The sequence below is a fragment of the Fluviicola sp. genome (genome assembly GCF_029266855.1).
Lineage (GTDB): Bacteria > Bacteroidota > Bacteroidia > Flavobacteriales_D > Crocinitomicaceae > Fluviicola.
Map to the genome: position 1 here is coordinate 227,860 of NZ_JAQSWB010000003.1, position 16,645 is coordinate 244,504.

The following is a 16,645-nucleotide window of genomic DNA, read 5'->3' on the forward strand; positions in this document are numbered from 1 at the left end:
GAATTTTTATTCCTCATTCTTCTTAAACATTCCACCAACTTCTTTCGATAGGCGCTGGATGGTTTCGACACCTGCGGCAATCGGACTCCCGCTCATATCGTCATAAGCTGAATAAGACAGATCAGCCACACTTTGAGAAGGGTAAATATAGATGTGATCCAGGTTTGGATTTTCTTTCTCCATGCGCTGAGGTAAAGATTCCATTCCTGTAAATGCGGAAACAGATCCTGAACGGGCAAAAACGGATACAAATAATTGATTTTCACTGAAAGCAGGAAGTTTTTCCAGCATTTCTTCCGGCGATTCAATAGAAGTATGTGTCAGATCCGCACTGAATTTTCTGTAAGTCCGGTATGCCTTGAACTTTTCAAAGGTTTCGCGTGTGCTGTACACATCAATATCCAGGTTTAATTCCTTCGAAATGCGCATAATGCGTTCCAGCCATTGGTTACAATCCTGTTCCAGTTCAGCATAAGGCGGACAAATAACAGAGATCTTCCGGTAACTTGGGAAAGGATGATTGAAATGACAAAAGAAAACTGTTTTCTCACAGACATTCAACAAATGTTCACGGTCATCACCAATGAGGCGTTTGAGCAAACTGACTTTTGAATTGTCATTGATCAAAACGATATCAGCTACCAATTCTTTTGAGACGCGTGCAATCCCACTCGATAAATTATGATCGATTGTTGCCATGGCGTGTACATTGATTTCGCCGCTGTTGTAGTGTGTTATAAAGTCGTCAATGTGTTTCCTGGAACGGCGAATACGCATTTCAGCCTCTTCATCGTTTTCCAGAACACTGACTACCGAAATCGGGTTCATGACCGTTTTATCTGTGATCAGAACCGAAAAATCAAGCAAAGATTCGTTTCCCTTTAATTCATTTGCTGCAACCAAAACATGCTGACTGCGCATAGACGGGCCTTCCAAAGGTTCGTGCCTGGTTTGGGAGATCAGCAATTTCTTCCCGGCATTTTCGGTAACGAAAGAAGCTGTCATACTGGTGATCAGGATCAAAATAACAGTTCCGTTGACAATCTCAATATCCAGGATTCCCATTGTATATCCTACATTGATCACGGCTAAGGTTGCAGCTGCATGTGCGGTACTTAATCCGAAAATGATTTGCCGTTCCGGTCTGCTCAGTTTGAAAATCAATTGCGTGATCAAAGCGGCCAGGAATTTACTGAAGATAGCAAAAGCACTTAAGATTCCGGCTACTGCCCAAGCCCATGGTTCATTTGCCAATGCTTTTACATTTACCACCATTCCGATAGAAATCAAAAAGAAAGGAATGAACAAGGCATTTCCGATAAATTCGATCCGGTTCATCAAGGTGGAGGAATGGGGGATCAGGCGATTCATTACCAATCCGGCAACGAATGCTCCGATAATTCCTTCAATTCCGGCTACTTCCGCAAGAAAGGCAGCGAAGAAAAGAATAGACAATACGTAGATAAACTGGGAGGATTTTTCCGATTCAAGTTTACTTAGGAACCACCTGGAAATTTTGGGAACTCCCCAAAACATGATGAGACTAAAGATCGACAAGGTAATTGTAAGATGAACCAGTACACTGCCGTTAATTACTCCGTTGTCAGATCCTGAGATAACTGCAAGAATGATCAAAACTGCAGTATCCGTGAGAATTGTTCCTCCGATTGCAATTGCAACGGCTTCCATTTTCGAAATCCCGAATTTGGAAACGATCGGGTAAGCAACCAGCGTGTGAGTTGCAAACATACTTGCGGTCAATAAACTGGCCATTTCATTCAGCCCTAGTGCATATCTGCAGGTCGGGTAACCCAAAAGGAGCGGAATGAAGAAGGTGAGAGCGCCAAAAGTCAGGGATTTATTCCGGTAACGTTTGAATTCCTGCATGTCCAGTTCCAGTCCGGCCATGAACATGATATAGAGCAAACCGATTTTAGCAAACATGTTGACAAATCCCGTTTTCATGTTGGCTTCTGAGATCAATTGAAAGCCATTCGGGCCGATGATCACCCCGGAAATAATTAGGCCGATCAGTGCAGGAATCTTTACTTTTCTCAGGATAATAGGAGAGAAGAGAATGATTAGAAGGAGGATCGAAAAAGTAAGAATCGGGTTTTCTAAAGGCAATTTAAACTCACCGATCAAGTTTTGAAACTCTTTAGAAAATTGTTCGAATAACCCGTTCATTTATTTGGAATATCGCAACAAAAGTAATCGCATTTTTCACGAATCTATGCGTATTGCCTGCTTTGGATCAAAAAAACTTATTTTCCAATGGTTGTTTGGTGAATATTTGATGCGTTTTACTTTTATGGATCCCCGAAAATTCTCATTGTTTACCTAGTTTTGCGAACACGTTAAAGTAAGTTAATATCCTTTGGCATCGTTTTTGTCTTGGGCTTCCAAAATTTAAATTTAATTACTATGAAACAGTTATTTACCTTATTAATCTTAGTATTCATTTCACAGTTGTCAATCGCGCAACAGAATACGAACTTGGTCTTCTTTTCAGAACAGGGGCAGCAATTTTACATTATTTTGAACGGGATTCAGCAAAATGCAAACCCGGAAACAAATGTGCGGGTGACAAACCTCATTCAGCCTTATTACAAAGTGAAAGTGAAATTTGCGGATGGAATCACTCCGGATATAGATAAAACGATCAATTTTAATGCAGGCACAGAAACAACTTATGCTATCCGAAGTTCGAACAAGGGAGAAATTGTTTTGAGATGGATGAGTGAAGTTCCGATTCAGCAAGCTCCACAGCCAATGGCAAATCAACAGGTGATTGTTTATCACAGCACGCCTCCCACAACTGTTACTCAGACAACTGTTATTTCCAATACGACCACAACTCCATCTAATTCCGAACAAATTAATATGGGGATCAACGTAAGTGATCCGGCAACAGGAGGGGCAAATATTAACATGAATATCAATGTCAATGAAACCGGGATGAATACACAAACACAAAGTACCACGACTTCGTATTCCACCACAACTACCACCACTTCAGGGAATGTGGGGACTGTACAACAACCGGTGTATGTGATGCCTGGTTATAACGGAAATGTTGGCTGCAACGGTTACCCGATGACTGAAGCGCGTTTCAATGAAGTGGTTCAATCAATCCAGGCTAAGAACTTTGATGATTCCAAATTGACCATGTCTAAGCAGGTAATCAGTTCAAACTGTATGACGAGCAATCAGGTAAAACGATTGATGCTGTTGTTTAGCTTCGAAGATACACGTCTGGACCTGGCTAAATATGCTTATGGCTACACCCATGATATCGGAAATTACTATCAGTTGAATGATGCATTTACTTTTGAGTCAAGCATCGAAGAATTGAATGAATATACAAGCGGATTCAGAAGATAATTACGTCCCGATAGCTATCGGGATACGAATGCCGAATTCCTAATTTGGTATTGTAGATAGTTATTTTGAAAAGGCTGTTCTTAATCAAGAACAGCCTTTTGTCTTTAAATCAACTTACGGTTTTAAAATAAGCACCGACGGGGTGTTTGTGAGCCACAGGCTTTGGGTCTCCACCGCTTTTCTCCAGCTGTCGTGGCTGATCAGCATTAAATCCTGCTGATTCATAAAATCTTTATCCAAACGCGGTTCGGTATGTAATGAAATATGATTCGGTGCAACTTGTTCGATCATGCGGATAGATTCTTTTAATTCCGGATGTGTTTTGACTATCCCCGAGGAATCGATGATCGTTACGCGCGCATTGCTGTGGTGGATCAGTTTCTGTGCGTAAACCAGCAGGAAGCTATCATGAATGGAGAAGATCGGGAGAAATACATTCTCTACTTTTTCCAGGTCTTTATCTATTACAATACCAACGGGTAATTTCGCGTTTTTGATCAGCTGGCGCGTCCGTTCGTCAAATACCGTGTTTTCAAACAGCGGCTCCTTACCGGTGATTGTTTCGTATAAACGTTCCGGGTTGATCAGTTTGGTTGTGAATCCTAAAATTCTTCCGAGAAGAGATCCTTCAAAAACGGAACTTCCGATCCCGATCAGGAGTAAATCAAAGTTTCCGGCATTGGATGTGTCCGTGATTTCCTTGTCAATATCTACTGTCGGTTTGAACAAAGTCACTACCGGCATTTGCAGTTTCTGTGATTCTTCTGTAATAGGGGCGAAACTTTCCCGTTCGTATTCTTCCGCGTTAAACTGATTCAGGTCATTACTCAGTGAAACATGCAGAGCCGTAACATTTGCATTTTCGGGTGATTTCCGAATAAAACTGTTGGCCAATCGGAGCAGGGTTCTTCCTCTTTGGGGGCTTCCGAACGAAAGCAAGATCGAATATTTGGTGGAAAGTTTCCGGTTATCGCTTAATTCCTCCTCTGTTTTCTTTTCGGGAATCAGCCAGTTAATCAAATCAAGCATCGGTCCGGTCATAAAGGTGGTGATTAGTGCCATAATTACCAACATAGCAAAGATCTCATCAGAAAGAACCCCGAGGTCATACCCGATGTTCAAAACGATTAATTCCATTAACCCGCGGGTATTCATCAAAGCACCGATGATCAAACTGTCTCTCCAGGATTGCCCGACGAATCTTGCTGCCAGTGCGGATCCAAGGAACTTTCCGGTAACAGCAACGGCAATAATCACAAAGGCGATGAGCCACAAATGCCAATCGTTCAATAAACCGATCTGTGTCCGGAGTCCGGTGAAAACAAAGAATAAAGGAAGAAGTAAAAGCACTGAAACATCTTCAATCTTTTCAATAAAGATCTTTCTGAAATTCATGTTTGACGGCATAATTACACCTGCCAAAAATGCTCCGAACAAGGCGTGAATTCCAATTACTTCCGTTGCGAAAGCAGAAATTAATAGGGTTATAAAAAAGATCGCAACCACCGGTTTACTTAAACTTTCCTTGTTTGAATGTTTGTCGCCCAGGCGTTTTAGGAAAGGTTGAACAATCTTGATCATCAGGAAAACATAGGCAATGGCCATGAGAATAATGTAGATCGCGCTCAAGACAGAACCTGCTTTCACGATTGCAATAACTGCAGCCAGAATACACCAGGCTGTAATGTCATCGGCAGCTGCACAGGTAATTACAATGGAACCGAGTTTGGTTTTGCTCAATCCGCGTTCCTGAACGATCCGGGCAAGGACCGGGAAGGCGGTGATACTCATTGAAATACCAATGAATAAAGCAAACGACAGGAAATTTACATTTGCCGGGGCGAATTCGGAATAGATAAAATATGCTAACCCAACACCTAATGTAAAAGGAAAAATGATACTGGCATGACTGATTACTACAGCGTCATTTGCTTTGTTTTTCAATGTTTTCAATTCCAGTTCCATTCCAACAACGAACATGAACAGGATCAACCCGATCTGACTTAAGAATTTCAGGTTGTCCATTGATTTTTCAGGAAAAACAAAGTGGGAAAACTCCGGGAAATACATCCCGATAAAAGACGGGCCAAGAAAAATCCCTGCGATAATCTCACCGATCACAGAAGGTTGTCCGATCTTCTTGCAGAAAAAGCCAAAGATCCGGGCTACAATGATAATGGTGACGATTTGAAGCAGGAGAATCGCCAGCGGATGCGTTAAGTTGTGGTAATAAGTTTCCGTGAATTGCTGCCAGGTAGATGCGGTAGCCTCCGGTTTGAAAGTGGTTACTTTTCCAGCTTCCAGGGGTTTTCCTGATAAGATTACACCAAAAATGACGGCGGCGAATCCACCAATCGTTATAATGTAAAACAAGAGATTTCTGAGATTGCGCATAGCCTGAATTTTGAGCAAAAATAAGCTTGTAAAACAGGAAAGAAAACACCCTTTTTTAAGAATGTACTGAAACCTGTTTTAATTGTACCGAATCCAGTATTCTTATTGTTTGAAGGCTTCCAGGAAGGTTTTCCGGTAGTTTTCACTTAAACCGAATTCGCGGTATTTTCCGTCTTTGTTCCGGATCTTGCCCAGGATAATGTCTCCATGATAACCCTGAATAAATCCTTTCGAAAGCAATTCGGATTTTGAAATGCGAATGAAAGTAATTGTATCCAGTTCCTGCAGCAGCTGATCAAAGGATTTATTCTTTACGATCAATTCATCCCCGTTTTCCAAAAGCATCAGTTTATCTCTTCTGTCGTAGGTGTCTGATGAGAAACTCACAATTTTTGAAAGCTGGATCGAGAATTTTCCTTTATTGGTATTTACTGACCAAACAGCCTGGTTTTTGGATTGATTGATCCGTGTGCGAACTTTTTCGATGGCTCGTTCCAGGCGTTCTTTTTGCACGGGTTTTCTCAGGTAATCAATGGCTTCGATATCGAAAGCATCCGCAGCATATTCGTTATGTGCTGTTGTGAAAATGATCGGTTTCGAACCGAGTTTTTCAGCAACTTCCAATCCGCTGAGATGCGGCATTACAATGTCTGAAATACAAAAGTCGAATGAAAGATTGGAGACCTCAGACAGGAATAACAAGGGATTATCGAAAGCCTTCACGACCTCAATGTCCGGGATGCCTTCACACAAAGTCCTCAGGTAACCGAGTGCAAGTAATTCATCGTCCAGCAGAACCACCCGAAGTATTGATCTATCCATTGAGTTTCAGTTTGAGCCGGGCATGAAAAATGGGTTTCTCATTTTTCAGAGAAAGTTCATATGCATTAGGATAGGCGATCTCCAGACGTTCTTCCAGGTTTTTGATCCCTAAGCCACTGCGCTCTTTTTTCATCGGAGTGCTTTCCGAAATGCGGTTGCTGACTTCGAGAACAAACTCATTATTTACTATTTCCAAATGAATGGAAATAAATGATTCGCTCTTTTGAAAGTCAGTATGTTTGAATGCGTTCTCGATTAAGTCGACGGTAATCAGCGGCAGAATTTTCAGATTACTGATCCGTTCGTCCTGTAAATTAATGGTGTTGCGAATACGCAAATCAAACAGGGGACTCAATTTCAAGCGATTGATTTCAATGAAATTCGCCGCAAAATCCATTTCTTCGCGTAAGCTCACCAAAGGTTGGTCACTTTCGTACAGAATGTAATCCAGGACCCCTGAGAGCTTGTCCATCGAATAATACGTTTGATACGCATGTGATTGAATGGAATTCAGTGCGTTTTTAAACAAGTGCGGATTTAATTTATAGCGGATCGAACTCAGTTCATTCGAATGAACGAGCGCATTCAGTTCGTGATTTTTGCCTGAAAGTTCGGTGTTGTTTTTCCGTGCTTCCTTTAATTTCAAATACAGGATCCTGCAATAGACCATCAATGCTAAAGCGAGGACAGAAATAATGAAAAACAGGATCTGAAATATCATAACGGGTCGAAGGTAAGGAATTTGTGGTTTCGAAGATTCTTTCGTTTAATTCTTATTTAAGACTGATTTTAAGGTCCATTTCGTTTTTCATATAGAGTAGAACTTCAGCATTTCCTCTTGCGTCATCTACCGGATTGTGGGTATGTTCCGTTTTTCGCAAATGTTTCCACTGTGCAAATGTGTCTTTGACCAGTCCGCAATACAGATCAGATATTCGTCTCGATGAATAGCCGAAAGGATTTCTTTTGATGAAATGATGAAAATACCAACAGATGAACATCCAGTCGAAGCCATTATTGTCGCTTACAAAGATTGGACGTCCTTTCGAATTGGTTTTAATCCACTCTTCAAATTCGAGCATTGTTTTTTCCGGATCATCAAATTCCAGAGTTTCCTCCCTGGTAAAGCCGGAAATTGCTAACGCATCAGGATTGTAATTTTCAGAAATAGGTTTGATTTTTCCGTAAAAAGTTTTGTCAAGCTTATCATCTACCAGAACGGCGCCAAAACAAATCATTGAAAAGTCACCTGGGATTGGACCGTCGGATTCGATATCTACTACTATGTAACTCATGATTTATCTTTCTTTAAAATCCCTTTTTCCACACTGTCATTGATTAATCCTTCGGCAAAGTTCCAAAGTGTTTCGGATCCTTCTTTAATGATTTGCTTCTTTTCGTACACTTTATCGTAATTGACTCCAAATTCATTCCAGGTGCCACCGTTGTTAGAAATATTTTGAAGTAAGGGTTCCAGGCGGTCCATTGATCGGGCAAACTTTGCCTCGGGGCTTTCTCCGGCTTCAAATTCTTCCCAGATCGCAATGAGTTCATCCCTTTGTTCCTGCGGAAGCAGGCCAAATATTCGCTGTGCTGCCAGTCTCTCTTCGTCTGTGTTGGAATGGTTTTTCTGAGAATCGTAGATGAAAGTGTCTCCGGCATCGATCTCCACGATGTCATGGATCAGAACCATTTTGATGACTTTCAGAATGTCTATCCGCTCATTGGAATGTTCGGTGAGTATCAGTGCCATCAATGCCAAATGCCAGCTGTGTTCCGCGTCGTTTTCATTCCGGTCGCTGTTAAACAATTTGGTTTTTCTTTGGATGTATTTGACCTTGTCAATCTCTTTAATGAAATCAATTTGTTTCGCTAGTTTGTCTGAAAGCATGTGGATATTCTTTAGTGAATTGCAAAGTTAGGGTATAATTGTTAGTTGGTAGCATGAGCGCGAAACTGGTTTGGAAAGTGATGAGGGACTAATTGTCTACTAATTTAATAGAATATTAACACCTGTTTTTTCAACATTCGGGAATCAGTTTCTTTTTTTTCACTAATTTCGCACCCAATAAATTTTATAATCAAGGACTATGTCATATTTGTTTACCTCAGAATCGGTTTCTGAAGGACACCCTGATAAAGTAGCGGATCAGATTTCCGACGCGCTAATAGATAACTTCATGGCTTTTGACCCGACGTCGAAAGTTGCTTGCGAAACCTTAGTAACAACAGGTCAGGTTGTTTTGGCTGGTGAGGTAAAAACAAATACTTATTTGGATGTTCAGGCAATTGCTCGCGAAGTAATTCGTAAAATTGGTTATACGAAGTCTGAATACATGTTCGAAGCGAACTCTTGTGGGATTCTTTCTGCAATTCACGATCAGTCATCGGATATCAATCAAGGTGTTGACCGTAAAGTTTCCAATGATGACTTCGAAGCGAAAGCAGATGCTCAAGGAGCTGGTGACCAGGGAATGATGTTCGGTTACGCAACGAAAGAAACGGAGAATTATATGCCTTTGGCTTTGGATTTGGCACACAATATCCTACAGGAATTGTCTAAAATTCGTAATAACGAATCTCATATCATTGGTTATTTACGTCCGGATGCAAAATCACAGGTAACTATCGAGTATTCTGATGACAATGTTCCGCAACGTATCGATTCAATCGTAGTTTCTACACAACACGATGATTTCGGAGCAGAAGCAGACATGTTGAAAAAGATTAAAGAAGATATCATCAGTATCGTAATTCCTCGTGTAAAAGCGAAATTGAAACCAGAATTGCAAGCTTTGTTCAACGATCAGATCACTTACCATATCAATCCAACAGGAAAATTCGTTATCGGAGGACCTCACGGAGATACAGGTTTGACAGGTCGTAAGATCATCGTTGATACATACGGTGGGAAAGGTGCTCACGGTGGTGGTGCATTCTCCGGAAAAGATCCTTCTAAAGTAGACCGTTCTGCTGCATACGCAACTCGTCATATCGCTAAGAACTTAGTGGCTGCTGGTTTGTGTGATGAGGTTTTGGTTCAGGTTTCTTACGCTATTGGTGTAGCTAAGCCTTGTGGTTTGTTCATCAATACTTACGGAACATCTAAATCAAACATGACAGACGGAGAAATCGCTAAGAAATGTGCGGAGATCTTCGATATGCGTCCTTATGCTATCGAACAACGTTTGAAATTGAGAAACCCGATCTATTCTGAAACTGCTGCTTACGGACACATGGGGCGTAAGAACGAAGTAGTGAAGAAAACATTCAGTGCTCCGGACGGATCACAAGTTGTGAAAGAAGTGGAGTTGTTCACTTGGGAAAAATTAGATTTCGTAGATAAAGTAAAAGCTGCTTTCTCTTTGTAAGAAATAGCTGATAACTATATTACAATTTTAAACCCCGGTCATTGAGCGTAGTCGAAATGTCGGGGTTTTTTGTTTTTGTTACTTTTTGCGCTTATTGTATTCTATTGGAGAACAAAGTCATTTGAGTTGGTTGAATGACGAGTGGTTACTGGTAGTTTGGTGAAATCACAGATTCGCTTGCGGACTGTGATTTTTTTTGATACCATGATATTATGAATTCGTGATATAACGAAGGCCGGACAGGCTAAGTCTTGAAGGTCTGTTTTTACAACATCTTCGAAGCCTGGACCAGTTTTAATTCCCCATAGGTCACTTTATCTCCCAATTCTTCTTTCAAAGTTCCCAAAGTCTTTCCTTCTGCATCTTCCAGGTAGGATTCGATCTCGCTGATGCGTTTCGGATCTAAAATGTCCGTGATATCAATTTTCTCCTGCTGGACCAGCTTGGCGAAATGCCCTTCAATAGTGGATAATCCCAATTGACGTTCATTGGCGATTTCTTCTATGGTTTTTCCCTGTTCAAATAACTCGAAGGTGATTTCGTAAGTATTCTTCTTAATGACTTTCTCCTCCTTGACCTTTTTGGGTTTCACCAATTGAATAACATCTACAAAATCTTCTTCAACCATTTCCTCCAGCATAGATCTGTTAGCCCTCAATTCCTGTTGAATACTATGTGTTTTTGCAATTACGTAATTCAGAATTTCCGGAGATTTGATTGTCTCTTTTGTAAATGGTTTTCCGTTAACAATGGCTTCCATCAGCAAACGGCCTTTCATTAGACGATGAACCACGGCAACTACTTCTTGTTCCAGCTCTTCCAGTTCTTCAAAATATTGCTTTGTTTTTTTGATTTTAGCTACCTCATAACGTCTTTTCATGATGGAATAAACCTGTGCGTCCAACGGTTTGTAAAAATATTGGTAAGCAGCCTGTACGCGTTCGTGAATAAATTCCCATTCCGGTTTTTCTTTTGAGAAAAGATTTGAAAGCTGATTCTGAAATTTCCTTGCCGCATCAAAAGTAGACTGAACAGTCTGCAGCTGGTTTGCCACCCATGACTTATCTTTCCCTTTTTCTGTTTTTGGTCCCTGGGATTTAAAGCCCAATTCAAAAGTTGCCCATTTGGTAGTATAGTCATACCAATCAAAAGCCTGGATAAGGCTGTTATAAACGAAGCGGGCTGTTTCCTGATCCAGGTACAATTTCATCTGGTCTTCCGGGGCTTTGTTCGAGGCATAGGAAACAACCTGGTGATCATTTACCAAACCATTCATGGAGAGCGGCTTTAAAAGAACCAATCCCTCGAGGCTGCGAAGCCTGGATAAGGCAACATATGCCTGGCCCGGAGCAAAAACGTTCGAGACGTCCAAAACCGCTTTATCGAAGGTTAAACCCTGGCTTTTATGGATTGTTATAGCCCAGGCCAGTTTGATCGGATAATGAACAAAAGTTCCCAAAATTTCTTCTTTGATTTCTCCGGTTTGATCGTCAAGTGTGTATTTAATGTTGTTCCATTCGTATTTCTCTACTGTAATGCTTCGTTTTTCATCCGTGAAAAATACTTCGATCTCATCCGGTGTTAAGGATTTGATAACTCCCATCTTGCCATTGTAGAAGTTCTTCTCAAATGAAATGTCATTTTTGATGAACATGATCTGAGCACCCACCTTCAATTCCGTTTCTTTCTCCAGGGGAAAAAGATGGGGAGGAAAATCTCCTTTGATCTCTGCAGAATAGATAATTGATTTTTCATTCAGCGAATTCAACGCTGTGGCATTCATCTGATCTGCTTTTGAATTGTGAGTGGTCAGGGTAATATAACCTTCTTCTTTCGTAGAATCGAATGCCGGATTGACATATTTTTCAAGCAGTTTCTGATCCTCAGTCGTTACCTGGTTGTTCCGCAAGTTGTTTAAAAGGTCGATAAAGAGCTGGTCATCCTGCCGGAAGATCTTATCCAGTTCAATATAGACGGGGGCTTGTTCCTGGAGAACCTGCGCATTGAAAAAGAAAATTCCGCGGTAGTATCTTTGCAAAACACTCCATTCTTCGGGTTTGATAACCGGTGGAAGCTGCAACAGATCCCCGATAAACAGTACCTGAAGCCCGCCAAAGGGGTTGTTGTTTTTGCGTACATTTCTGAGTGTCCAGTCAATTGCGTCCAACAAATCGGCGCGCAGCATGGAAACTTCATCAATGATCAGTAATTCGACATTCCGGATGAGGTTCTGTCTTGTTTTATTGAAATGAAAATGACGCTTCAGTGTTTCTTTCGATTCGAATTTGGTATTCCCTGCAACCAATCCGTCCGAAACAAATTCCGGGATAAAAGAACTGAACGGAAGCTGAAAAAAGGAGTGGATGGTCACGCCTCCTGCATTCAAAGCCGCAATTCCGGTAGGAGCAACAATGACCGTGTTTTTGTGAGTGGTCTCAACAATTTTTCGTAAAAGCGTGGTTTTTCCTGTTCCTGCTTTTCCTGTTAGAAAAACCGGACTGTTCGTTTGATTGATAAATCGTTCTGTAAATTCAGCAGGATTGCTGATGGATTCTGTATTATTTTTCATCTGTTACTTGAAGATAAGCAAAATTAGCGTGTCCGCAAGCTGAATTTTAATCTTTATCGATTCGTTAAATGTTGTTTGAAAATATAGTGCATACTCTGGTCCAGGTAATCCTTGTAAACATAGTAGATGAAATCTTTCCGGATCTGGATGTGCTCGGGATAAATATGGTCTTTGATCTGAACTACTTCTTCTGTTTTTCCCGTTGTTAAATTAATTTTTCTTAAGCTGGTGATTCCGTCTCTTTCGAAGCGTGCATATACATGTGTTTTCTCAATATTCGGGATCAGTTCATTTTTCCAGCCTCTGAAATATTGATAAGAAATGGGAAAACTGCGCACCCGGACACCGGATTTGGTGAATACAATGGCGGAATCATTCGGGTGATCAAATATGATAAGGGAATCGTTTAATTCAAATAGAGGAGCATAGATCGGTTTTAAAAGAATCAAATCGTAAAATTGCTGGGTGCTCCATCTTTCCCGTGCTTTTTTTAGCTCCTGGTCATGGTTTGAAAGTTTATCGCTGTGATTTGCATTCGATTCTCTCAGAATCTCCATAACGGTCTGTTTGTTTTCTCTTTGATAATCTTTCAACTGCCTGTTCTTTTGCCGGTCCTGGCTAATGTAAAGTACTTTGCTCGATTTCGTTTTTTTTGTGATCAGCTGGTATTCCAAATACTGTTTTTGATTCATGTATGAACGGATAATGATCGAGGTATCGTCGGAGTAGGAGCAATTGTCCAAAATTCCAATGGATTTGTAATAGGGGGAAGGAGAAAAGATCCCGACTGAATGTCCGACGATTGAGGTTTCGTAAATACTATCGGTATAAACCAGGTGAAACTTTCCGCCACAATCCTGTCTGATTTGCTTCGGGTGTTTTCTGATAGGGGCTTCATAAACCTTGTCTCCCATTTCATTCAGATGCCTTAAAAAATAACGATGCTCATCGCTGCAGCACAGCAGGATGTTTCCGTCGGGTTCCACTTTGAAATCCAAAACGTTTGCCTGCTTGCGTGGATAAACCCCAAATTTATTGGCTCCGTTAATGGTGACTTCTTCCAATTGCGTTTCTTTTGAGACCATAACCACTTGCAGTTTCATGGTATCTTTCCATCTTTCCGGGAATAAGAGAATATCCGTGAAGTCGTTGTATTGGTTGTTTTTTACAGTGATCTGGGCAGGGAAATTGCCGTTTCTGATGATGAAAAAACCATGGGAGTTGGTACGCGCATTATGAATATCTATCTGTACCGATGCATTTTTAACCGGACTTCCTGCTTCATTTACGACCTTTCCTTTAATGATAATATCTCCTTGTGCCCAGCCCGGATTACATAACGGTAGGAGGAAAGAAAAAAGGAATAAAAATCGAATTTTCGACAGGATCAACATAGGGTGTGTATATTGAAATTCATATAAAAATAAGAAGAAAAAGCGAGAGCCTTACTCAAGACGTTGTTTGAAAATATAATGCATGCTCTGGTTCAGATAATCTTTATAGATGTAATAGATGAAATCTTCGTGAATCTGCAGGTGCTCAGGGAAGACGTGTTTTTCGAGTTGGATGATTCGCTCTGTTTTCCCGTTTGTCGTGTTAATTTCCCGTAGGGTGGTTATTCCCTCCGAATCATACCGGGCAAAGATCTTTGTTTTTTCAAGGTTTGTAATAAGTTCCTTTTTCCAGCCGTCGAAGTATTGATAGACAATCGGAAATGAGCGTACACGCATACCATCCCTGGTGAAAACCACTGCTGAATCATTGACATGATCGAAAATGAAGAGCGAGTCATTTAATTCAAACAGTGGAATATAGACCGGATTAATCACAATGAGGTCATAGTATTGTTTTTCGTTCCATATTCCGCGGGTTATTTTGAGTTGCTCCGAAGTTTGAGAATGGAACATTTTTTCATCAGCCATGTAATGTTCGTATGCGTATTCCTCCATTTGTCTGTATTCTGTACGATCTTCCCCAACGTAAAGTGTTCTTGATTGTTTGGATTGGATATCGATGGCAAGGTATTCAATACGTTGGTCTTCATTGGAGTAGTTGTATTTTACCAGGTTCTTATCGTCTTTGTAGACACAGGATTTTAGTAAGTTGAAAATCCCCATTACCGCTTTTGCCTGGAAAATCCCGATGGAATTATCAATAAATGCAGTTTCATAGATGCTGTCAGAATAGATCAGGTGAATGGTTTCCATGCAATCCCTGTAGAGTTTTTTTGGATGGTTCCGGATAGGTATTTCGTTTGTTTTTTCTCCCTTTGCATTCAAACTTCGTATGAAATAACGGTTCTCATCACTGCAGCATAATAAAATCCCATTATCAGGTTGCACGAGAAAGTCCAGGACATTGGCCTGTTTTCTGGGATACACCCAGACCTTTTCGGCTGAAATGGTTACTTCTTCAAGCTCCTTTTCCTTTCCGGTCATTACTACAAACACTCGGATTGTATCCTGCCGCTTTTCAGGAAGCACCACCATGTCCAGGTATTCTGCATATAAAGAATGAGTTACTGTCAGTTTTGCAGGAAATGTACTGTTTTTGACGATGAAGAAACCTGAGTTGTTGGTTCGTGCATCGCTGCTTCCCAATTTCACAGAGGCATTCTTAATCGGTGCTCCGTTCTCAGTGACTACTTTTCCTTTAACGATTGCTTCGACCTGTGACCAAGTGGTATTGATTGCCCCTCCTGCGAAAAGCAATAAAAAAATAAGTCCGGTGTGATTTAAATGTTTCATAGTGATTCAGTAAAAGTGATTATTCCTTCAGCGGCTGCTTATAGAGATAATGAATACTGTTGTCCAGGTAATGTTTATACAGGTAGTAAGCGTAATTGTTCCGGATCTGAATTTGCAAGGGATAAATATGTTTTTCCAGGATATTCAGGTTTATTACTTTGCCTGTTGAAGGATTGATTTGCCGGAGCGCAGTTAAACCATCGGTTTCATACTTGGCATATAGCTTTGTTTTTTCCTCGTTGATGAGTAGTTCACTTTTCCAATTCTCAAAATAATGGTAACTGATTTGGAAGGAACGGACATAATTCCCGGAAATGGTAAAAACCAAAGCGCTGTCTTTGAAATGGTCATAAACAAATATGGAATCGTTGATCTCGAAAATGGGTGCGTATAAGGGTTTTTTCAAAATCTGATTGTAAAATTGCTGGTTGTCCCATTTTTGTCTGTCATTGGTAATCGTCATTTGAGGAGGCTGTCTGTAGTTCGGATTGAATAAAGGAACAGGAATATCATTTGCCATCGCGAATTCATCCAGATCACGCATCGCAGCTTGATCATTCGTAATATAAAGTAAATCGGGTTTTTTGGTGTTGCGGTTGATCTTCACATACTCGACCAATTTATTGTGAGGACCCAGTCTTTTGACGATGAAATTGTCTTCGCTTGAAATGACGCAGGGGCTTAAAATGTCCATTACTTCGATATAGGAGTTCCCCGAAAGCATGGCTGTGGAGTTTCCAATCAATTTTAATTCGAAAACGCTATCTGCATAGGTCAAATGTATTCCTCCGGTGCAATCCTCGAATAAACCGGAAGGATTTTTTTTGATTTGAACATCTCTGATCTTTTCTCCGACCGAATCGAGCCGTCTTAATAAGTAGTTATTATTTTCCCTGCAAACCAGGAGAATTTCATTATCTCTGAGTGCAAAGTCAATGATATGCGTGTTTTTTTTCTGATAAACCCAGATAACTTTTGAGGCACTTACCGTTACTTCATCCAGTTCGGTTGATTTGTTCTCAAGAATGATATCCAGAAATATAGTATCTTGTTTATTCACCGGAGCACGCACAACTTCGAGGTAGTCGTTGTAAAGCCTATGTTTGATCGTTAACGTCGTAGGGAACTTATTTACTTTGAATGTAAAGATGCCTTTTGAATTTGATTTACCGTTCAATTGCCCCAGTCTGACTTCAGCACCGGTTACCCGGAGGTTTTGTTCGTTTGAAATGGTTCCTGTAACAACGATATCCTGGGAGTAGGCGAGTTGATAAAACAAAAGAACTAAAGCCATTATTGAAATGGATTTACACGATCTTTTCGATATACATAAGTAGCTCATTAGCACTCAAGATATA

12 protein-coding genes are annotated in these 16,645 nt (G+C 40.7%); 2 read left to right on the plus strand and 10 right to left on the minus strand.

The features are described 5' to 3' along the window. Nucleotides 1-6: 6 nt before the first annotated feature. Entirely contained in the window at nt 7-2,187 is a 2,181-nt protein-coding gene (locus K0S23_RS09665) for a cation:proton antiporter (RefSeq protein ID WP_300356627.1), read from the minus strand. Nucleotides 2,188-2,424: 237 nt separating this feature from the next. Between K0S23_RS09665 and K0S23_RS09670 the strand changes: the two genes are divergently transcribed. Then, entirely contained in the window at nt 2,425-3,384 is a 960-nt protein-coding gene (locus K0S23_RS09670; protein ID WP_300356629.1) for a DUF4476 domain-containing protein, read from the plus strand. A 114-nt stretch (nt 3,385-3,498) separates the two neighbouring features. Here K0S23_RS09670 and K0S23_RS09675 read toward each other — a convergent pair whose 3' ends face one another. From K0S23_RS09675 to K0S23_RS09695, 5 genes are all read right to left on the minus strand, one after another. Further along, complete coding sequence (locus tag K0S23_RS09675; RefSeq protein WP_300356631.1) at nt 3,499-5,778, minus strand: cation:proton antiporter; 2,280 nt, start codon at nt 5,776-5,778, stop codon at nt 3,499-3,501. A gap of 102 nt (nt 5,779-5,880) precedes the next feature. Next, on the minus strand, nt 5,881-6,600 hold the full coding sequence (locus tag K0S23_RS09680) for a LytTR family DNA-binding domain-containing protein (protein WP_300356633.1): 720 nt from the start codon (nt 6,598-6,600) through the stop codon (nt 5,881-5,883). Then, on the minus strand, nt 6,593-7,321 hold the full coding sequence (locus tag K0S23_RS09685; protein ID WP_300356635.1) for a histidine kinase: 729 nt from the start codon (nt 7,319-7,321) through the stop codon (nt 6,593-6,595). The genes K0S23_RS09680 and K0S23_RS09685 overlap by 8 nt, the downstream gene beginning before the upstream one ends. Before the next feature lie 52 nt (nt 7,322-7,373). Further along, nucleotides 7,374-7,895: a 3'-5' exoribonuclease gene (locus K0S23_RS09690; RefSeq protein ID WP_300356636.1), complete on the minus strand. Its 522-nt coding sequence runs from the start codon at nt 7,893-7,895 to the stop codon at nt 7,374-7,376. Further along, nucleotides 7,892-8,491 carry an HD family hydrolase gene (locus K0S23_RS09695; RefSeq protein WP_300356637.1) on the minus strand — a complete coding sequence of 200 codons (600 nt, stop codon included), beginning with the start codon at nt 8,489-8,491 and terminating at the stop codon, nt 7,892-7,894. Before K0S23_RS09695 ends, K0S23_RS09690 begins: the two co-directional genes overlap by 4 nt. Before the next feature lie 199 nt (nt 8,492-8,690). Here K0S23_RS09695 and metK point away from each other — a divergent pair, with 199 nt between their 5' ends. Then, entirely contained in the window at nt 8,691-9,971 is a 1,281-nt protein-coding gene (gene metK, locus K0S23_RS09700) for a methionine adenosyltransferase (RefSeq protein ID WP_300356639.1), read from the plus strand. 265 nt (nt 9,972-10,236) lie between these two features. Here the strand turns inward: metK and K0S23_RS09705 are convergent, their stop codons facing one another. The 4 genes from K0S23_RS09705 to K0S23_RS09720 are packed head-to-tail and all read right to left on the minus strand — an operon-like array spanning nt 10,237 to nt 16,581. Next, the gene (locus K0S23_RS09705) at nt 10,237-12,540 is read right to left on the minus strand and encodes a helix-turn-helix domain-containing protein (protein WP_300356641.1); all 2,304 of its coding nucleotides are present in this window, start codon (nt 12,538-12,540) and stop codon (nt 10,237-10,239) included. A 53-nt stretch (nt 12,541-12,593) separates the two neighbouring features. Next, the gene (locus K0S23_RS09710; protein ID WP_300356643.1) at nt 12,594-13,934 is read right to left on the minus strand and encodes a carboxypeptidase-like regulatory domain-containing protein; all 1,341 of its coding nucleotides are present in this window, start codon (nt 13,932-13,934) and stop codon (nt 12,594-12,596) included. 51 nt (nt 13,935-13,985) lie between these two features. Further along, a complete protein-coding gene (locus tag K0S23_RS09715; protein ID WP_300356645.1) occupies nt 13,986-15,287 on the minus strand; it encodes a carboxypeptidase-like regulatory domain-containing protein in 1,302 nt (433 codons plus the stop codon). A 19-nt stretch (nt 15,288-15,306) separates the two neighbouring features. After that, complete coding sequence (locus K0S23_RS09720) at nt 15,307-16,581, minus strand: hypothetical protein (protein ID WP_300356647.1); 1,275 nt, start codon at nt 16,579-16,581, stop codon at nt 15,307-15,309. Nucleotides 16,582-16,645: the final 64 nt, after the last annotated feature.